Origin of the sequence: Cellulomonas chengniuliangii (genome assembly GCF_024508335.1) — a bacterium.
Classification (GTDB): Bacteria; Actinomycetota; Actinomycetes; order Actinomycetales; family Cellulomonadaceae; genus Cellulomonas_A; species Cellulomonas_A chengniuliangii.
The window spans coordinates 2,302,602-2,321,913 of sequence record NZ_CP101988.1; the positions used below are offsets into that span (position 1 = coordinate 2,302,602).

General features: G+C 72.1%; 18 protein-coding genes and 2 tRNA genes. 12 read left to right on the forward strand and 8 right to left on the reverse strand.

Translation table 11 applies throughout. The features are described from left to right. The first annotated feature begins 27 nt into the window (after positions 1–27). Positions 28–1,887 (forward strand): AMP-dependent synthetase/ligase, encoded by a 1,860-nt coding sequence (locus NP064_RS10630; protein WP_227569671.1) that lies wholly within the window; start codon positions 28–30, stop codon positions 1,885–1,887. A gap of 64 nt (positions 1,888–1,951) precedes the next feature. Here the strand turns inward: NP064_RS10630 and NP064_RS10635 are convergent, their stop codons facing one another. The 7 genes from NP064_RS10635 to NP064_RS10665 form a co-directional block, all read right to left on the reverse strand. Next, positions 1,952–3,148 (reverse strand): baeRF2 domain-containing protein, encoded by a 1,197-nt coding sequence (locus tag NP064_RS10635; protein ID WP_227569670.1) that lies wholly within the window; start codon positions 3,146–3,148, stop codon positions 1,952–1,954. Between the two features lie 125 nt (positions 3,149–3,273). Then, the gene (locus NP064_RS10640) at positions 3,274–3,591 is read right to left on the reverse strand and encodes a chorismate mutase (protein ID WP_227569669.1); all 318 of its coding nucleotides are present in this window, start codon (positions 3,589–3,591) and stop codon (positions 3,274–3,276) included. A gap of 46 nt (positions 3,592–3,637) precedes the next feature. Beyond that, positions 3,638–4,921 (reverse strand): ATP-dependent Clp protease ATP-binding subunit ClpX, encoded by a 1,284-nt coding sequence (gene clpX, locus NP064_RS10645; protein ID WP_227569668.1) that lies wholly within the window; start codon positions 4,919–4,921, stop codon positions 3,638–3,640. Between the two features lie 192 nt (positions 4,922–5,113). Then, a complete protein-coding gene (locus NP064_RS10650; protein WP_284439666.1) occupies positions 5,114–5,815 on the reverse strand; it encodes an ATP-dependent Clp protease proteolytic subunit in 702 nt (233 codons plus the stop codon). A gap of 43 nt (positions 5,816–5,858) precedes the next feature. Beyond that, complete coding sequence (locus NP064_RS10655) at positions 5,859–6,482, reverse strand: ATP-dependent Clp protease proteolytic subunit (RefSeq protein ID WP_227569667.1); 624 nt, start codon at positions 6,480–6,482, stop codon at positions 5,859–5,861. Positions 6,483–6,681: 199 nt separating this feature from the next. Then, the gene (tig, locus tag NP064_RS10660; RefSeq protein WP_227569666.1) at positions 6,682–8,097 is read right to left on the reverse strand and encodes a trigger factor; all 1,416 of its coding nucleotides are present in this window, start codon (positions 8,095–8,097) and stop codon (positions 6,682–6,684) included. A gap of 220 nt (positions 8,098–8,317) precedes the next feature. After that, positions 8,318–8,394: transfer RNA gene (locus NP064_RS10665), tRNA-Pro, on the reverse strand. A gap of 118 nt (positions 8,395–8,512) precedes the next feature. On the opposite strand from NP064_RS10665, the gene NP064_RS10670 reads away from it, so the two are divergent. Next, positions 8,513–8,586 (forward strand) — tRNA-Gly (locus tag NP064_RS10670). 125 nt (positions 8,587–8,711) lie between these two features. Here the strand turns inward: NP064_RS10670 and NP064_RS10675 are convergent. Continuing rightward, positions 8,712–8,963 (reverse strand): hypothetical protein, encoded by a 252-nt coding sequence (locus tag NP064_RS10675; protein ID WP_227569665.1) that lies wholly within the window; start codon positions 8,961–8,963, stop codon positions 8,712–8,714. Between the two features lie 204 nt (positions 8,964–9,167). Between NP064_RS10675 and fdhA the strand changes: the two genes are divergently transcribed. The 10 genes from fdhA to NP064_RS10725 all read left to right on the forward strand — a co-directional run bounded on the left by fdhA (position 9,168) and on the right by NP064_RS10725 (position 19,238). Continuing rightward, positions 9,168–10,388 carry a formaldehyde dehydrogenase, glutathione-independent gene (gene fdhA, locus NP064_RS10680; protein WP_227569664.1) on the forward strand — a complete coding sequence of 407 codons (1,221 nt, stop codon included), beginning with the start codon at positions 9,168–9,170 and terminating at the stop codon, positions 10,386–10,388. A gap of 126 nt (positions 10,389–10,514) precedes the next feature. Then, the gene (locus NP064_RS10685) at positions 10,515–11,159 is read left to right on the forward strand and encodes an SGNH/GDSL hydrolase family protein (protein WP_227569663.1); all 645 of its coding nucleotides are present in this window, start codon (positions 10,515–10,517) and stop codon (positions 11,157–11,159) included. Between the two features lie 394 nt (positions 11,160–11,553). Further along, positions 11,554–12,489: a cysteine synthase A gene (gene cysK / locus NP064_RS10690; protein ID WP_227569662.1), complete on the forward strand. Its 936-nt coding sequence runs from the start codon at positions 11,554–11,556 to the stop codon at positions 12,487–12,489. 13 nt (positions 12,490–12,502) lie between these two features. Further along, positions 12,503–13,081 carry a serine O-acetyltransferase EpsC gene (epsC, locus tag NP064_RS10695; RefSeq protein WP_227569661.1) on the forward strand — a complete coding sequence of 193 codons (579 nt, stop codon included), beginning with the start codon at positions 12,503–12,505 and terminating at the stop codon, positions 13,079–13,081. 87 nt (positions 13,082–13,168) lie between these two features. Next, positions 13,169–13,522: a GntR family transcriptional regulator gene (locus tag NP064_RS10700; RefSeq protein ID WP_227569660.1), complete on the forward strand. Its 354-nt coding sequence runs from the start codon at positions 13,169–13,171 to the stop codon at positions 13,520–13,522. Next, positions 13,519–14,529, forward strand: a complete 1,011-nt coding sequence (locus NP064_RS10705; RefSeq protein WP_227569659.1) for a DUF1648 domain-containing protein — start codon at positions 13,519–13,521, stop codon at positions 14,527–14,529. The genes NP064_RS10700 and NP064_RS10705 overlap by 4 nt, the downstream gene beginning before the upstream one ends. 79 nt (positions 14,530–14,608) lie before the next feature. Continuing rightward, entirely contained in the window at positions 14,609–15,637 is a 1,029-nt protein-coding gene (locus NP064_RS10710) for an LLM class F420-dependent oxidoreductase (RefSeq protein WP_227569715.1), read from the forward strand. 19 nt (positions 15,638–15,656) lie between these two features. After that, positions 15,657–16,961 (forward strand): benzoate/H(+) symporter BenE family transporter, encoded by a 1,305-nt coding sequence (locus NP064_RS10715; RefSeq protein WP_227569658.1) that lies wholly within the window; start codon positions 15,657–15,659, stop codon positions 16,959–16,961. Positions 16,962–17,309: 348 nt separating this feature from the next. Then, positions 17,310–18,140 carry an ABC transporter ATP-binding protein gene (locus tag NP064_RS10720; RefSeq protein WP_227569657.1) on the forward strand — a complete coding sequence of 277 codons (831 nt, stop codon included), beginning with the start codon at positions 17,310–17,312 and terminating at the stop codon, positions 18,138–18,140. Positions 18,141–18,185: 45 nt separating this feature from the next. Further along, the gene (locus NP064_RS10725) at positions 18,186–19,238 is read left to right on the forward strand and encodes an aliphatic sulfonate ABC transporter substrate-binding protein (RefSeq protein ID WP_227569656.1); all 1,053 of its coding nucleotides are present in this window, start codon (positions 18,186–18,188) and stop codon (positions 19,236–19,238) included. Positions 19,239–19,312 lie beyond the last annotated feature (74 nt).

A 19,312-nucleotide genomic window follows, 5' to 3' on the forward strand; every position in this document is an offset into this window, starting at 1 on the left:
GGTTCGATTCACCGACCTGGAGCATCCATGCCCGAGTTCCACACCCCGACACCCGTCGTCGTCGATCCCACCTGGAGCACGAGCACGCTGCTCGCCCGCCGTGCGGCCCGAGACCCGCACGGCACTCTGATCGAGCGCTCCACGGGGCTCGGCGGCACGTGGACGCCGGTCACCGCCGCGACGTTCGCCGCCGAGGTGGCCGCGGTCGCGAAGGGCCTCGTCGCTCGTGGCGTCCAGGTCGGCGACACGGTCGCGATCATGTCGCGCACCCGATACGAGTGGAGCCTGGTCGACTTCGCCATCTGGGCGGTGGGCGGCGTCGTCGTCCCCGTCTACGAGACGTCCTCGGCCGAGCAGGTCGCCTGGATACTCTCCGACGCCGGGGTGCGGCTCGCGGTGGTCGAGACGGCCGCGCACGCCGCGGTCGTCCACCAGGACCCCTCCGGCCTCGGCGGGCTCCGCGACGTGCTGGTCATCGACGAGGGCGGCATCGCCGAGCTCGTGCGCGACGGCGCCGGTGTTCCCGACGAGGAGATCGCCCGGCGGACCGCACTCGCCACCGGCGCCGACCTCGCGACGATCATCTACACCTCCGGCACCACAGGCCGCCCCAAGGGCGTCGAGCTCACGCACGGGAACTTCGTGTCGCTTGTCCTCGGGGGCATCGACGCCCTCGGGCAGATCTGCTCGGTCCCCGGCGCGCGGACGCTGCTGTTCATGCCGCTCGCGCACGTCTTCGCGCGGTTTATCTCGGTGCTGTGCGTCGCCAGCGGCGCCGTGATCGGGCACGCGCCCGACACCCGCAACCTCATCGCCGACCTCGCGGCGTTCCGGCCGTCCTTCGTGCTGGCCGTGCCGCGCGTGTTCGAGAAGGTGTACAACTCCGCTGAGCAGAAGGCGGGCTCGGGCGCCCGCCTCAAGCTCTTCCGGTGGGCGGCGAAGGTCGCGATCACCTCGTCCCGCGCGGTCGACGCGCCGGGCGCCACCAGCCTCGTCCTGCGGGCGCAGCAGGCCGTCGCCGGGGTGCTCGTGCACCGCAAGCTGCGGGCCGTGCTGGGCGGCAACCTGCAGTACGCCATCTCCGGCGGCGCGCCCCTCGGGGAGCGGCTCGGCCACTTCTACCGGGGCATCGGGCTGCTCGTGCTCGAGGGCTACGGCCTCACGGAGACCACGGCGCCCACCACCGTCAACCCGATCTCGCCGCTCAAGGTGGGAACGGTGGGGCGCCCCTTCGCCGGCACCTGGGTCCGCACCGACGACGACGGGCAGATCCTCGTCAAGGGGCCGCACGTGTTCCGCGGCTACCACAACAACCCCGAGGCGACGGCCGACGCGTTCGTCGACGGCTGGTTCCGGACGGGCGACATCGGCGCCTTCGACGCCGACGGCTACCTGCGCATCACCGGCCGGTCCAAGGAGATCATCGTCACCGCCGGCGGCAAGAACGTGGCCCCGGCCGTCCTCGAGGACCGGTTCCGCGGGCACCCCGTGGTCAGCCAGGTGGTCGTGGTCGGCGACGGGCGGCCGTTCATCGGCGCCTTGGTGACGCTCGACGCCGAGATGCTCCCAGGCTGGCTCGCCTCGCACGGCCTGCCGTCGATGGACGCCGCCGCCGCGGCCGTCCACGTGGGTGTGATCGCCGCTATCGAGCGCGCGGCGGAGCGCGCCAACGAGGCCGTCTCCCGCGCCGAGTCGATACGCAAGGTCAGGATCCTGACCGTCGACTTCACCGAGGCCAACGGCTACCTGACGCCCTCGCTCAAGGTGAAGCGCGGCGCCGTGCTCCGCGACTTCGCGGCGGAGATCGAGGCGCTGTACGTCGACGAGCGCCCGCCTGCCGGCGCCGAGGCCAAGCGGTTGCTCACGCTGAAGTCCGGCGCCCGCTGACGGCGGGCCTCGGGGGCGCTGGACCCCAGCACTCCCGAGGCTCGCGCGTCACCGGCTCACCGGCTCACACGGCGCCGCGCAGCCGTCCGGTGTCGGCGGACTGGCTCGGCACGGACACGCTGGGCGTCGAGCCGTCGGACCATCGCAGCACCGCGCCGACCCCGTCCATGAGCTCCACGGCGCCGTCCTCGACGAACGTGAGGCCGGCGTCCTGGGCGACGGCGGCGCGCACCAACGCGACATCCGCGGGCACCAGCCCGGCCCCGCCCTGCGCGCCCATCGACTCCAGCTCCTCCTGCGTCACGGCGAGCTCGAGCGGCTCCGGCCCGATCCACAGCCGCGCCTCGCGCAGCGTGGAGCCGTCCATGCGCGCGGTCGTGTCGAACAGGAGCTCCTGCACCTGCCCGCGGCGCAGCACGTCCACCACGTCCGCCAGGGCTGTCACCGCTCCCTCGCCGCGGCCACGGCCGGTGCGGTACTGCGAGAGCACCTGCTGCCGCCGCCGGTCCCGGTGCGTCCGGAGCGCCTCCGCGACGTTCGCCTGGAACGCCTCCTTGTTCACGCCGTCCGCCCGCGAGCCGCCGGGCACCACCACGAGCCGCTCCCGGGCGTGCTGGCCGAGCGCGTCCCGGACGAGCCCCACCGCCCGGATGTCGCCGGTGAGCAGCACCAGCTCGGGCGAGCGCTCACTGACCTGCTTGTCCAGCTCGGCCGCGATCGCCTGCGCGTTGCGCTCCCAGGAGTCCTGCGCGCGGGTCTCCATGCGGCGCTGGGCGGTGCCGCCCTCGCGGACCTTGTGCAGCACGTCGTGATCGCCCTCGACCACGTCGGACTCGGCGACCTTGAGGCCCGACCAGTCCGACCAGCTCAGGTCGGCGCCCTGCCTGTCGACCTCGACGAGCAGGAACCGGGTCGACTCGTCCCCGGCCTGCGCCGCGGACAGGAGCACCGGCACCGGGCCCAGAGTCGCCTGCGACTGGGCGGGGGCGTCGGCGAGGATCCTGTCGATCACCACGCCCTCGCTGTCGGCGATGATGACCCGCCCGTGTGCGCCCGCGACGCCGGTCGGCTGCGCGACCAGCTCGCCGATGTCCTCCATCACCGATACCGGGGCGCCCTGCTCCTCGAGCTCCCGGCGCAGGGACCGCCATCGGTCCAGGGAGTCGGTGCCGCCGGCGGTGTCCGCCGCGGTCGAGTCGAGGTACACCGTGGTGAACGGGGCGGGCCGGCCGAGCACGGGCTTGAGCCATTGCAGATCCATGGAGCAGCGCCTCCGGGGGGACGAGGATGTACCCGGCCACGGCCTCCCATGGCCAGGTGCTGACCTCTCCACCCTCCGCCAGAAGCCGGCAGCCCGCCACCTGCCAGGTAGACCGCCGCTCGGGCTCAGTCCTCGACGGCGGGCCCGTTCGCGATCTCCTCGTGGTGCCGGATGACCTCCTCGACGATGAAGGCGAGGAACTTCTCGGCGAAGACCGGGTCCAGGTCGGCCTCGTGCGCGAGCTCGCGCAGCCGCGCGACCTGGCGGGCCTCCCTGGCGGGGTCCGACGGGGGCAGGCCTTGCACGGCCTTCAGCACGCCGACCTGCTGCGTCGCCTTGAAGCGCTCGGCCAGGAGGTACACGAGGGCGGCGTCGATGTTGTCGATGCTGCCGCGCAGGCGGATCAGCTCAGGGGGCAGCTCACGGGGGATGTCGTCGTTCACGCGTCGATCCTAGGCGGGCAGGACGTGCCCGCTGCGGGACCGTCCGTCAGGCCGACTTCTCGCGGGGGGTGCGCTTGGCGCGGGGCGCCTCGCGCGGGACGAGCGTCGGGTTGACATTCTCCAGCACGACCTCGCGAGTGATGACCACCCGCTCGACGTCGTCACGGCTGGGGACCTCGAACATGACCTGCTGCAGGACCTCTTCCATGATGGCCCGCAGCCCACGTGCCCCGGTGCCGCGCAGCAGGGCCTGGTCGGCGATGGCCGTCACGGCGTCATCGGTGAACTCGAGCTCGACGCCGTCGATCTCGAACATCCGCTGGTACTGCTTGACCAGCGCGTTGCGCGGCTCGGTGAGGATCCGCACCAGCGCGTCCCGGTCGAGCGGGGAGACCGTGGTGATGACGGGCACCCGTCCGATGAACTCGGGGATCAGCCCGAACTTCAGCAGGTCCTCCGGCATGACCTCGTCGTACACGTCGATGTCGTCGGCCGAGTGCAGCGGCGCCCCGAACCCGATCCCCCGGCGCCCGGCGCGGGAGGTGATGATCTCGTCCAGCCCGGCGAACGCGCCGGCCACGATGAACAGCACGTTCGTCGTGTCGATCTGGATGAACTCCTGGTGCGGGTGCTTGCGGCCGCCCTGCGGCGGCACCGACGCGGTGGTGCCCTCGAGGATCTTCAGCAGCGCCTGCTGCACGCCCTCGCCCGAGACGTCGCGCGTGATCGACGGGTTCTCGCTCTTGCGGGCGATCTTGTCGACCTCGTCGATGTAGATGATCCCGGTCTCAGCGCGCTTGACGTCGTAGTCGGCGGCCTGGATGAGCTTGAGGAGGATGTTCTCGACGTCCTCGCCCACGTAGCCGGCCTCGGTCAGCGCCGTGGCGTCGGCGATGGCGAACGGGACGTTGAGCATCTTCGCGAGAGTCTGCGCGAGGTACGTCTTGCCGCAGCCCGTGGGGCCGATCAGCAGGATGTTCGACTTCGCGAGCTCGATCGCGTCCTCAGTGGAGCCCGGCGCGCGGCTCTGCTCGCCGGCCTGGATCCGCTTGTAGTGGTTGTACACGGCGACCGCGAGGGACCGCTTCGCGGGCTCCTGGCCCACGATGTACTCCTCGAGGAAGGCGAAGATCTCCTTCGGCTTCGGCAGGTCGACCATGCCCACCTCGGTGGACTCGGCGAGCTCTTCCTCGATGATCTCGTTGCACAGGTCGATGCACTCGTCGCAGATGTAGACCCCAGGGCCGGCGATGAGCTTCTTGACCTGCTTCTGGGACTTGCCGCAGAACGAGCACTTCAGGAGATCGGCCCCGTCCCCGATGCGAGCCACGTCCGTCCCCTTCCCTCGTGTCGCCCTCCGCCCGGCTGGGCGGTGCGGTCCTTCGCGGCCCCGCGCCCGAGTTGGACGCTTGACCGTGCTCCCACCATTGCACACCACGGAGGGCGTGATGTCAGCCCGCCGGGCCGCAGCCCCTCCGACGTGTCCCGGCCGGACCCGAGGACGGGCCCGGCCGGGAACAGGTCAGGAGGGCTCGACGGTCGTCGCGACGGCGCCCTTGCGGGAAGCCAGCACCTGGTCGATCAGGCCGTACTCGAGCGCCTGGGCGGCCGTGAGGATCTTGTCGCGCTCGATGTCCTGGCGAACCTGCTCGATCGGCCGGGTGGTGTGGTGCGCGAGCGTCGCCTCGAGCCACTCGCGCATCCGGATCAGCTCGTTGGCGTGGATCTCGATGTCGGACGCCTGCGCGTACCCACCGTTCTCCATGGCCGGCTGGTGGATCAGCACGCGGGCGTTCGGCAGCGCCAGGCGCTTGCCGGGGGTGCCCGCCGCCAGCAGCACGGCGGCTGCCGAGGCCGCCTGGCCCAGGCAGACCGTCATGACGTCCGGCTTGATGTACTGCATCGTGTCGTAGATCGCCGTGAGCGCGGTGAACGAGCCCCCGGGCGAGTTGATGTACAGCGTGATGTCGCGGTCCGGGTCGCTGGACTCCAGGACCAGGAGCTGGGCCATCACGTCGTCGGCGGACGCGTCGTCCACCTGCACCCCGAGGAAGACGATGCGGTCCTCGAAGAGCTTGGTGTAGGGGTCCTGGCGCTTGAAGCCGTAGGCCGTGCGCTCCTCGAACTGGGGCAGCACGTAGCGGCTGCTCGGAGACGCGGGCGCGCCGCCTCCGAAGCCGCCCAGGCGCCCGGCGCGGGCCATGAACTGGGACTCGATGCTCACTGGGTTCTCCTCGTGTCTCGCGGTGGTCGGTCGGCGCCTGGGGTCAGGCGTTCTCCGTGCCACCACCGCCTGTGACGGCGCCGGACGTGGTGACGACGTGGTCGATGAAGCCGTACTCGAGCGCCTCGGTCGCGGTGAACCAGCGGTCACGGTCAGAGTCGGAGTTGATCTGCTCGGGCGTCTTGCCCGTCTGCTCCGCGGTGAGCTCCGCAAGCGTCTTCTTCATGTGCATGATCAGCTGCGCGTTGATCCGCACGTCCGTGGCGGTGCCGCTGATGCCGCCGGACGGCTGGTGCATCATCACGCGGGCGTGCGGCGTGGCGTAGCGCTTGCCCTTGGCGCCCGAGGAGAGCAGGAACTGCCCCATCGAGGCGGCCATGCCCATCGCGATGGTGGCGACGTCCGGCCCGATGTATTGCATCGTGTCGTAGATGGCCATGCCCGCGGTGATGGAGCCGCCGGGCGAGTTGATGTACAGCCAGATGTCCTTCTCAGGGTCCTCGGCTGCCAGCAGCATCATCTGGGCGCAGATGGCGTTCGCGTTCTCGTCGCGGACCTCCGTGCCGAGCCAGATGATGCGTTCCCGCAGCAGCCGGTTGTAGATGCTGTCGTTGAGGCCGAGCCCCGCAGAGTCGGCCCGGGCGATCCCCGGCGTGTGGTCGTTCACGAAGGCTCCCTCGTCAGACTGTGTCGGCCGGCCCTGGAAACCCGGGCCTGGCCCCTGCGCGTGCTGCGACCCTAACGCGGCGCACCCGCCCCGAACGTCCCGCCGCGACGTCTTTTCGCTGACGGCGCACAGTGTGGGCGGGGCACGGCGAAGGCCCCGCACCACGAGGGTGCGGGGCCTTCGACGGATCAGCGGTGGATCAGGCCTTGGGCTCGTCCTCGGCCTCGGCCTCGTCGTCGAAGACGACGTCGGAGTCGTCGTCCGAGACGGTCGCGGCGGCGGCCTCGGCAGCGGCGTCCGCGGCGTCGGCCACGGCGTCCTCCTCGTCCGAGCCGATGAACTCCGACAGGTCGACCTCAGCGCCCGAGGCGTCCTTGACGGTCACCTGGCGCAGCGCGACGGCGAGCGCCTTGGAGCGCGCGACCTCGCCGACCATGGCGGGGATCTGGCCCTGCTGGTCGATCGTCTGGATGAACGTGTTCGGGTCCATGCCGTACTGGCGCGAGGCGCTCACCAGGTAGTCGAGCAGCTCGCTCTGGCTGACCTTGATCTCGAGCTTCTCGGCGAGGGTGTCCAGGAGGATCTGGTTGCGCAGCGCGGTGGCGGCCTGCTCGGCGACCTCGGCGCGGTGCTCGTCGTCCTCCAGGCGGTTCTCGCCCTCCAGGTGGCGCGTGACCTCAGCCTCGACCACACCGGCCGGGACGGGGACCTCGACGGCGGCGAGCAGCTGCTCGAGCAGCAGGTCGCGTGCCTGGACAGCCTGGTTGGAGGCCTTGATACGGGCGGCCTGCTCGCGCAGGTCGGCCTTCAGCTCGTCGAGCGTGTCGAACTCGCTCGCCAGCTGCGCGAAGTCGTCGTCGGCGTCGGGCAGCTCGCGCTGCTTGACGGTCGTGGCCGTGACGGTGACCTGGGCGGTCTCCCCCGCGCGGTCGCCACCGGCGAGCGCGGTCTCGAACGTCGTGGTCTCGCCGGCCGACAGGCCCGTGAGCGCCTCGTCCAGGCCCTCGAGCATGTTGCCCGAGCCGATCTGGTAGCTGATGCCGGAGACGGAGTCGACCTGCTCGTCCTCAATCTTGGCCTCGAGGTCCAGCACCACGAAGTCGCCCTCGGCGGCGGGGGTGTCGACGCCCACCAGGGTGCCGAAGCGCTCACGGAGCGCGTCCAGGCGGCCCGTGACGTCCTCGTCGGTGACCTCGACGTCGTCGACGGTCAGCGTGATCGAGTCCAGCTCGGGGACCGTGATCTCCGGTCGGACCTCGACCTCGGCGGTGAAGTGCAGCTCGCCCTCGGTGGCGGTCAGCTCGGGGACCTTGGTGACCTCGACCTCGGGCTGGCCCAGCGGGCGCAGCTTGTTGTCCCGCACGGCCTCGGCGTAGAAGCCGGAGAGGCCCTCGTTGATGGCGTGCTCAAGCACGGCGCCGCGACCCACGCGCTGGTCGATGATCCGCGGGGGGATCTTGCCCTTGCGGAAGCCCGGCACGTTCACCTGCTCGGCGATGTGCTTGTAGGCGTGGTCGATGCTCGGCTTGAGCTCGTCGTACGACACCTCGACGGTCAGCTTGACCTTGGTGGCGTCCAGGCTCTCGACGGCGCTCTTCACTTCAGTGGTCTCCAACTGCTCGGGGTGGTGCGCCGGAGTGTCCGGCCTGGTCGCGGGCGCGGGCCTCGAGGCGGTCAAACGCGACTCGCAGGGCACGCGGCGGCGCGTGCGGGCAAGGGATCTGGACGCGCGCACCGGCCCATCGATCGTACGGCACCGCGCCGCCGTGCGGCCACGCGCGGCGACGGCGCAGGTCGGAACGGCCGTCTGGCCGCCCCGTGAGGGCGAAGAAGACTGGTCGGGATGGCGGGATTCGAACCCACGACCTTCCGCTCCCAAAGCGGACGCGCTACCAACCTGCGCCACATCCCGTGCGCCGCGAGTCTAGTGCGCAGGTCCGGCCCGGTGCGGACGCCTCCCGGGCGGGTTGTGCGACCACCGCTGCGGAGCCGCTAACCTAGTGCGCGCAGCCGGGCTCGATGCCGGCCGCGCGGGTGTAGCTCAATGGTAGAGCCCCAGTCTTCCAAACTGGCTACGCGAGTTCGATTCTCGTCACCCGCTCCAGCCTTGACATCCCGTTCCAGCCTTAACGTGGCCCGAGCGCGCCGCAGTAGACCAACACGCCCGGGACCTTCGCGACGCTGTTCTCGAACGGTCGCACCTGCACGCGGGCAGGGGACAACTCGCGCTTACGGGCATGAGGGCGCGGGCATCCAAGGCCTGCACACCAAGGGCTGCAGCACGATCCCGAGCTCGGAGTCGTGCGTCGTCACCGCCAGCGGCACCGAAATGCCGTCGATCGGACCGGCCTGCCACGCGTCTCGGATCAGCCGCAGGAACGCGACGTGGACCAGGAGGGTGGCGATGTTCGCCGCAGCGTCGACCTCAGCAGATTTCGGTGCGTGGCCGCCGCCGCAGTAACGCTCGAACGACCCCTGCATGGACGCCCAGCCGACAACGTCAGATTCTCCCGGTAGTGCGATGGGAGTCCGCCTGCTCGACGGACGCCACACAGCGCGGAGACGCCCACCGGCCACGGATGACCGGGTCGGCTCCCCCGGTCGCCGCCCGCGCGCGTCGAACTAGGCTGAATCGGACACGGAGCCGTCCACTGGGGGGCGACTCGCTGAGCGAGGAGGAGCACCGTGCCGAGCAACAGAGCCGTTGCCTACAAGAGTCCGGGCGTCGTCGAGGTCATCGACACCGACTACCCGGACTTCGAGCTGCACGACGGGCCAGGGGTGAACCCGGCCAACATCGGGAGGAAGGTGCCGCACGGCGCGATCCTCAAGACGGTCGCGACGAACATCTGCGGCTCAGACCAGCACATGGTCCGCGGCCGCACCACGGCCCCAGCCGACCTGGTGCTGGGCCACGAGATCACCGGCGAGGTGGTCGAGGTGGGTTTGGACGTGGAGTTCATCAACGTCGGGGACCTGGTCTCCGTGCCGTTCAACATCTCCTGCGGGCGCTGTCGCAACTGCAAGGAGCGCAAGACAGGCGTGTGCCTCAACGTGAACCCCGACCGCCCGGGCAGCGCCTACGGGTACGTGGACATGGGCGGCTGGGTGGGCGGTCAGGCCGAATACGTGCTGGTGCCGTACGCCGACTGGAACCTGCTGAAGTTCCCCGACAAGGACCAGGCGATGGAGAAGATCCTCGACCTGGCGATGCTGTCGGACATCTTCCCCACCGGCTTCCACGGCGCCGTGACGGCAGGTGTCGGAGTCGGGTCGACCGTCTACGTGGCAGGCGCCGGGCCCGTCGGCCTCGCGGCCGCGACGAGCGCGCTGCTGCTGGGCGCCGCCGCCGTGATCGTCGGGGACATGAACGCCGACCGCCTGGCCCAGGCGCGCAGCTTCGGCTGCGAGACGGTGGACCTCACGCAGGGCGACCCCGCCGACCAGATCGAGCAGATCCTCGGCGTCCCCGAGGTCGACTGCGCCGTCGACGCCGTCGGATTCGAGGCCAAGGGCCACGGCCACGACTCCGGGCACGAGGCGCCCGCGACAGTCCTCAACTCCCTGATGGACATCACTGCCGCCGGCGGCGCGCTCGGCATCCCCGGGCTCTACGTCACCGGCGACCCGGGAGGCATCGACGAGGCCGCCCAGAAGGGCTCGCTGTCGCTGAGCCTGGGCACCGGGTGGGCCAAGTCGCTGTCCTTCACCACCGGCCAGTGCCCCGTCATGAAGTACAACCGGGGCCTGATGATGGCGATCCTGGGCGACCGCGTGCATATCGCCGAGAACGTCAACGCCGTCCCGATCACGCTCGACCAGGCGCCGACCGGGTACGCGGAGTTCGACGCGGGAGCGGCCCGCAAGTACGTGCTCGACCCGAACGGGTACCTCAACGCGGCATGAGCCGCACGGCGGAGGGGTGGTCGACGCCGACCGCCCCTCCGCACACCCAGGCGACAGCGTGCACACGGGCTGGACGGGGCGACGGGAGCCGTTGTCGGACGGCAGCCGGTGTGCTGAGGTGCTGCCATGACGCTCCTCACCACGGGTGACCGCGTGCTGCTGACCGGCGACTCGATCACCGAGTGGGGCCGCGACCACTCCGACCCGACGAGCCTGGGGACCGGCTACGCGATGGTGGTGGCCTCCCTCGCCGGCGCCCGCCGCCCCGACCTGGGCCTGACGTTCCTGAACCGTGGAGTGGGCGGGGACACGTCCACGATGCTGCGCGACCGCTGGCAGCGCGACGCACTCGACCTGGAGCCCACCGTCGTGTCGATCCTCATCGGGATCAACGACACCTGGCGCCGCTTCGAGGGCGGCGGGGCGCCCACGTCCACCGAGGAGTACGAGGACGCCTGCCGGGCGATCCTCGACGCGACGAGGGACACCCTGGGCGCGCGGATCGTGCTCATCGAACCGTTCCTCACGCCCGTCAGGAGCGAGCAGCACGCCTGGCGCGACGATCTGGACCCGCGGATCGGCGTCGTGCGACGGCTCGCCTCCGACTACCGGGCCACGCTGGTGCCCGCGGACGGGCTGTTCGCCGCGGCGGCGGTCCGCACGAACCCCGAGCAGTGGTGCTTCGACGGCGTGCACCCGACGCCGGCCGGTCACGGGCTGCTCGCGGAGGCCTGGCTCGACGCGGTGGGCATCGGCGCGCCCTCGGCCTGACGCACGCGTCACACCCCACCAAGGAATGCCGACCGGGCTCTCGGTGTTCCGCTCAGTGTGGACGACCTTTGCGCACGTCAGCGCGACGGGATAGCGTCAAGGGATCTACGACCGCCGATCCGGGAAGAGGGTGAGCTCGATGCGCACGCGCACGCACGCCACCTCTGCCCGCCCGGTCGTCAGCGGGTCGACGCCCCGCCGCCACGACGCGGTCTGCTGTCGCACGCTCTGCTGTCGATAGAGCGCTGGCCACTCCGCCCCTGACGGCGGAGGCCCCGACGCCGGGCACCTCTTCCCCCCGCGCCAGCGCTCGCCCTTCTTCGCACCACCGCCAGGCGCGCTCGCGTCGGCGATCCCCGACCGCCCCTCGCGGTCCCGTACAGACGAGGACGACATGGCCCGCATCTATGACGACGCCACCAAGCTCATCGGCAACACCCCGCTGGTGCGCATCAACCGGCTGACCGAAGGGCTCGGCGCGACGGTCGTCGCGAAGCTCGAGTTCTACAACCCGGCCAACTCTGTGAAGGACCGCCTGGGCGTCGCGATCGTCGACGCCGCCGAGGCGTCGGGCGAGCTGCCCCCGGGCGGCACGATCGTGGAGGCCACGAGCGGCAACACGGGCATCGCGCTGGCGATGGTCGGCGCGGCGCGCGGGTACGACGTGGTGCTGACGATGCCCGAGACAATGTCCAAGGAGCGCCGCGCGCTGCTGCGCGCCTTCGGCGCCGAGCTGGTGCTGACGCCCGGCTCGGAGGGCATGAAGGGCGCGGTCACGAAGGCCGAGGAGATCGCGAAGGAGCGCCCGGGCTCGGTGCTGGCGCGCCAGTTCGCGAACGAGGCGAACCCGGAGATCCACCGCCGCACCACCGCCGAGGAGATCTGGGCGGACACGGACGGCGAGGTGGACATCGTCGTCGCCGGCATCGGCACGGGCGGCACCATCACGGGCGTCGGCCAGGTGCTCAAGGAGCGCAAGCCGAGCGTGCAGATCGTCGGCGTCGAGCCGGCCGAGTCGCCGATCCTCAACGGCGGAGCCCCCGGCCCGCACAAGATCCAGGGCATCGGCGCGAACTTCGTGCCCGAGGTGCTGGACCAGAAGGTCTACGACGAGATCATCGACGTGAACGCGGAGACGGCCGTCGAGGTCGCGCGCCGCGCCGCCAAGGAGGAGGGGCTGCTGGTCGGCATCTCGTCCGGGGCCGCGCTCGACGCAGCGATCCAGCTCGCGGGCCGTCCGGAGAACGCCGGCAAGCTCATCGTGGTGATCATCCCGTCCTTCGGCGAGCGCTACCTGACGTCGATCCTCTACGCGGACCTGCTGGACTGACGTGACCCTTTCCATGCTGAGCCGGTTTGTGCGCGTGTTGCGCGACGACCTCGAGGCAGCGCGCCGCCGTGACCCGGCGGCGCGCTCGAACCTCGAGGTCGCGCTCGGCTACCCCGGCGTGCACGCCGTGTGGGCGTACCGGGTGTTCCACCGGATGTGGCGCGAGCCCGGCCTGCGGCTGCCCGCGCGTCTGCTGTCGCAGGCGACGCGGGCCGCCACCGGCATCGAGATCCACCCGGGTGCGCAGATCGGCCACCGGCTGTTCATCGACCACGGCATGGGCGTGGTGATCGGCGAGACGTCCGTGGTGGGCGACGACGTGGTGCTGTTCCACGGCGCGACGCTGGGCGGCAAGGCGATGCGGAAGGGCAAGCGGCACCCCACGCTCGGCGACGGCGTGGTGGTGGGCGCCGGGGCCAAGATCCTGGGGCCGGTGTGGATTGGGGACGGCGCCCAGATCGGCGCGAACGCCGTGGTGCTCAAGGACGTTCCCCCCGGCGCCGTCGCGGTCGGCGTGCCCGCCGAGGTGCGGATCCGCCCGGTGCCGTCGTTGCCCGAACTCGAGGTGGACGACCCCGCGATCTACATCTGACGCGATCCACGTCAGAGCGAGGGCGTCTGAGCATGCCAGCGGGTCGACGCTTGTTCTAGTTGTGTTCTAACAACTAGAGTTCATTTCATGCTCTTCCGCGTCGACCCGTCGTCCCCGGAGCCCCTCTTCGCCCAGATCGGCGACCAGGTCCGGGCCGGCATCGTGCGCGGCGACCTCACCCCCGGCATGCGTCTGCCCTCCGCGCGCGACCTCGCCGCCTCGCTCGACATCAACCTGCACACGGTGCTCCGCGCCTACCAGGACCTGCGCGACGAGGGTGCGATCGAGCTGCGGCGTGGCCGCGGCGCCGTCGTCAGCGCCCACGCGACGCACGACTACCGCCCCCTGCACGAGGCCATCGAGACCGTCGTGAGGATCTCGCGCGAGCTCGGCCTCTCCCCCGAGACCACCACAGCACTCCTCCGAGAGGCACTGCGATGAGCGCCCCCCACGCCCCCAGCATCCCCGGCGCCGAGGCGGACGCCCGGCCTCCCGTGCCGGACAAGGCCCTGACCAGTGCCGTCGCCCTGCTGATCCCCGCGCTCGTGCTCACGGCCACCGTCGTCGTCGCGATGTCCTGGGCTGCCGAGCTGCCCGACCCGGTGGCCTCCCACTTCGGAGGCGACGGACCCGACGGCTTCAGCTCGCTGGGATCCTTCGTCTGGACCGGCGTGGGGATCGGCGCGTCCTTGGCGGCGCTCGGATGGGTCATCGCCACTGGGCTCGGGCGCGCGGCCGCGGCGCGCCGCACAGGGGTCGGCACCGCCGTCGGCGGCTCGCTCTTCCTCGCGACATCGGTCCTGGGGACGCTCGACGCGCAGCGCGGGCTCGCCGACTCCGCTCAGACAGGCGGCATCGACGGGGTCGTGCTCCTCTGCGTCGTCGTCGGCGGGCTGGGCGGCGCGCTGGCCGCACTGCTCATGCCCGGCGACCGACCACAGCCCGCCACAGCCCCCGTGCCCTCGACGGCCGCACAGGTGCCACTGGCGCCCCAGGAGCGTGCGACGTGGGTGCGACGCGTCACCGGCCGCTCGATGATCGCCGTCGCCGCGGCAGTGGTGGCGGTCTCGGCCATCACCGCGCGGGTCGCGGACACCCCTGCGGCGGCGGCCCCGCTGGCCGTGGTGCTGGTCGTCCTGCTGGCGCATGCGCAGTTCACCGTGACGGTGGACAGCCGCGGGCTGCGGGTGCGCTCGCTGCTGGGCTTCCCCCGGCTGACAGTCCCGGCGGACGAGGTGCTGCACGCCGAGGAGGTGTCGGTGTCACCGCTGCGGGAGTGCGGCGGCTGGGGCTACCGGGTCGGATCGAGCGGCAGGGTCGGCATCGTGGTGCGCCAGGGAGCGGCCCTCCAGGTGACGCGCACCGGCGGCCGGGTCTACGTGGTGACCGTGGACGACGCCGCCACCGGCGCGGCCCTGCTGAACACCCTCACCGCGCGCACCCGCTGACATCGGCTGGCCGCCTCGGCGGACAAGCGGCCGCCCACCGTGCAAGATGAACTCTCTCGACGACGAGATGGGGCTTTCTATGCGACTCGGCTATCACACCGGCTACTGGTCCGCGGGCCCGCCGCCCGGAGCGCAGGAGGCGGTGGTCGCCGCCGACCAGCTCGGCCTGGACTCGGTGTGGACGGCAGAGGCCTACGGGTCCGACGCGTTCACGCCCCTCGCCTGGTGGGGCTCGCAGACCTCGCGCATCCGCCTGGGCACCGCGATCGCGCAGCTCAGCGCCCGCACCCCAACGGCCGCAGCGATGGCCGCGCTCACGCTCGACCACCTCTCGGGCGGGCGCTTCGTGCTGGGGCTCGGCGCCTCCGGACCGCAGGTGGTCGAGGGCTGGTACGGCCAGCCGTACCCGCGCCCGCTGGCCCGCACCCGGGAGTACGTCTCGATCGTGCGCGACGTCCTGGCCCGCGAAGCGCCCGTCACGTTCGACGGCGAGTTCTACCAGCTGCCGTACGTCGGCGGGGCCGGGCTCGGCAAGCCGCTGCGCTCGACCGTGCACCCGCTGCGGGCCGGCCTGCCGATCCACCTCGCCGCCGAGGGGCCCAAGAACATCGCGCTCGCCGCCGAGATCTGCGACGGCTGGCTGCCGATGTTCTACTCGCCGCGGATGGACGCGACGTACCGCGAGCTGCTCGCGGACGGCTTCGCGAAGCGACCCGCGGGAGCGAGCCCAGTCGAGGGCTTCGAGGTCACCGCCACCGTGCCCGTGGTGCTCGGCGAGGACGTCGAGAAGGCCGCTGACACGGTGCGCCCGTTCATCGCGCTCTACGCCGGGGGGATGGGCGCCAAGGGCGCGAACTTCCATCGTGACGTCTTGGACCGGCTCGGCTACGGCGAGGCGTGCGACGAGATCCAGGCCCACTACCTCGAGGGCCGGCGCGCCGAGGCCGCCGCGGCGGTGCCGCTCGAGCTGGTGCAGGACATCGCGCTGGTCGGGCCGCCCGAGTCGATCCGCGCCCAGCTGCCCGCCTGGAAGGACACCGCGATCACCACCATGCTCGTGCAGACCGATCCCCGGATGCTGCCCGCGATCGCCGACCTGCTCGCGTGAGCACGTCCGCGACGGTCTGATGGCCCCCGACGAGGCAGGGCCAGCTCCTGAGGGATCTGGCTCGGGGCCGCAGGCTCCGCGCCTGCGGGGACCCGCCGCCCCGCCGCCCGGCGCTGTCGATCCGCAGGCCGCTGGGACCGGCACGACGGAGGCTGTCACCGCCGGGCTGGTCACGGCGCTGGTCGGCTTCACCAGCGCCTTCGCCGTGGTCCTCGCGGGGCTGCGGGCGGTGGGCGCCTCCCCCGCGCAGGCCGCCTCAGGGCTGCTGGCCGTCACGGTGGCGATGGGCCTCGCCACGATGCTCCTGTCATGGCGCACCCGGCTGCCCATCACGGTCGCCTGGTCCACGCCCGGCGCCGCGCTGCTCGCCACGACGGGCGCTGTCGAGGGCGGCTGGCCTGCCGCGGTGGGCGCGTTCGCGGTGTGCGGGATGCTGCTCGCCGCGGTCGGGCTGTCCCGCAGGCTCGCGTTCTGGGCACAGCTCATCCCGGCCCCCATCGCGAACGCGATGCTCGCCGGGGTCCTGCTGGGACTGTGCCTCGCGCCGGTGCGCGCGCTGGTGGCGGCTCCCGCCGTGGTCGGCCCCGTAGTGCTGGTCTGGATCGTGCTGCTCCGCGTGGCCCGGCGCTGGGCCGTGCCCGCGTCGATGGCGCTGGCTGTGGGCCTGGCCTTCACGGAGCCGGGGGTCCGCGCGCTCGGCGCCCGGGAGCTGGCGCCGCAGCTGTCGCTCACCGCGCCGTCGCTCACCGCCGCGGCTGTGGTGTCGCTCGCCGTGCCGTTGTTCGTGGTGACCATGGCGTCGCAGAACATCCCCGGGATCGCCGTGCTCGCGGGCTTCGGCTACCGGGCCCCGGTGCGCTCGACCATGCTGGTCACGGGCGCCGGCACGGTGCTGGCCGCCCCCTTCGGCGGCCACGCGATCAACCTGGCGGCGATCAGCGCGGCGCTCGCGGCGGGGCCCGAGGCGGGCGCCGACCCGGCACGGCGGTGGCGCGCCGCGATGACGGCGGGTTGCGGGTACGTCGTCCTCGGCGCCGGCTCGTCAGCCGTCGCGGCCGTGGCCCTGGCCGCTCCGGAGGGCCTGGTCGAGGCGGCGGCGGGGCTCGCGCTGGTCGCGACGCTGGCGGCCGCCCTCGGTGGCGCGTTCTCCGCCGCGGCGCCGTCCGCGCCCGGCCTCCGCGAGGCCGCCGCGGTCACGTTCCTGGTCACGGTCTCGGGGGTGCAGCCCGGCGGCGTCTCGTCGGCGTTCTGGGGCCTGGCAGCAGGGCTGGCGGTGCTCGGCGTCCTCCGGGCGAGCGGGCCGCGGCGCGGGGCGCCCGACTAGCGAGACGACTCGTTGCCTCACCCCCCGGTGACCGCTACTGTCATCCCGTTCCCACCAGGTGAACACTGCGTCTCAAGATACGGACGCACTGAATCGAGCGGAGAGGCGGATCGTCATGGTGTCCCCGATGTCCGCTCCCCTCCATCGCCAGAGCTGTTGTCGGCCCTGCCGCTGTTGTTGTCCGCAGCCGCACCGCCCCCGCCTCTGACGATCCCCCAGACGCGAGCCTCGACCCGGCCCCGCCGGGCCGCGTGGGCCGGTGCACCTCCTCGCCCGCAGCTGTGCGCGGCGCCCGGCCCTGGTGAGCACCCCTGAGCCGACAGCGCCCGCCTGATCCCCAGGACGGCCATGGCCATCACCACCAGCAGCACACGCACCGCGCTCGACGTCGCACTCAGCGGGGTCCGACGCACCTTCGCGACGCCCACCGGTCCACGCACCGTGCTCTCCGGAGTCGACCTGCGGCTGCGCGCCGGTGAGATCGTCGCGATCCTCGGGCCGTCCGGCTGCGGCAAGTCGACGCTGCTGCGGCAGGTCTCGGGCCTCGACGCCCCCGACGCGGGCCAGATCCTCATCGATGGCGCCCCGGTCACCGGCATCGACCGCCGCACCGCCGTCGCGTTCCAGGAGCCGCGCCTGCTCCCCTGGCAGACGCTCAGCCAGAACGTCGCGCTCGGCCTCCCCCGGGGGACGCCCAAGCCCGAGGGCCGGCAGCGCGTGGCCGACCTGCTCGAGCTCGTCGGCCTCACGCCGTCGGCCGGTCTGCGCCCCCGGCAGGTGTCCGGCGGCATGGCCCAGCGCGCCTCGCTGGCACGGGCCCTGGCCCGCAACCCCGGGGTGCTGCTGCTCGACGAGCCGTTCGGCGCGCTCGACGCCCTGACCCGGCTCAAGATGCAAGACCTCCTGCTCGACGTGCACGCCGCCGAGCCGACCACCGTGCTGCTCGTGACGCACGACGTCGAGGAGGCCCTCTACCTGGCGGATCGCGTCGTCCTGCTCACCACGCTGCGCGGCGGTGCGGACGGGTCGATCCAGAGCGTCATCGAGGTGCCCGGCGCCCGCCCCCGCGACCGGGCCGACGCTGCCCTCGCCGAGCTGCGAGCCGGGCTGCTCGAGGGCCTGGGCGTCGACACCCACCACCGGCCCCCGCCCGACCCGGACCAGCACCACTCCATCTGAGCCACCAGACCTGCTCGCCCATCACCACCTCCCCCTGGAGAGACCATGCAGATCCGTACCGCCCTGTCGCTGACAGCGACGACGCTCGCCGCCGCCCTGCTGCTCAGCGGGTGCGTGAGCGGGGAGGGTGGCGTCACCGACAAGGCCGCTGAGCCCGACGCCACCGAGGTCGCCGCCGAGGGGTGGAGCGCCGACACGCTCACGCTCGACTTCGCGACGTACAACCCGCTGAGCCTGGTCATCAAGGACCAGGGCTGGCTCGAGGCCACCCTCGGCGACGACGTCACCGTGAACTGGGTGCAGTCCGCCGGCTCGAACAAGGCCAACGAGGCGTTGCGCGCCGGCGCCGTCGACGTGGGCTCCACCGCCGGCTCGGCCGCGCTGCTCGCCCGCTCCAACGGCTCGCCCATCGTCGCGATCGACATCTACTCCCAGCCCGAGTGGGCGGCGATCGTCGTCCCGCAGGGCTCCGACATCACGTCGGTGGCCGACCTCAAGGGCAAGTCCGTCGCCGCGACCAAGGGCACCGACCCGTACTTCTTCCTGCTGCAGGCGCTCGAGGAGGCCGGTGTCGGCCTGGACGAGGTCGAGGTGCAGAACCTGCAGCACGCCGATGGCAAGGCCGCGCTCGAGTCGGGCGCCGTCACCGCGTGGTCAGGGCTCGACCCGCTCATGGCGGCCAGCGAGGCCACCGCGGGCTCGACGCTCGTCTACCGCAACATCGACTTCAACACCTACGGGTTCCTCAACGCCACGGAGACGTTCCTGGAGAAGAGCCCTGACCTGGCCCAGCTCGTCGTGGACGCCTATGAGAAGGCTCGCGCCTGGGCCCAGGAGAACCCCGACGAGGTCGTGGCGATCCTCGCCGAGGTCGCGGGCATCGACCCGGCCGTCGCGAAGACGGTCATCACCGAGCGCACCAACCTCGGTGTCGACCCCGCCCCGGGCGACGCGCAGCGCAAGGTGCTCGAGATCGTCGGCCCGATCTTCGTCGAGTCCGGCGACGTCGCCAGCCAGCAGGCCATCGACGACGCCCTCGCGAAGCTGCTCGACGACACGTACGTGACGAAGGCCGACCCCGCGAACGTCACGGGCTGACGCACCCCCGCCCCTGACCCGGCCCTCGGCGGCCGGGTCAGGGGCGCCGCCGCCGCGTCCCCGCGGTGGAACCG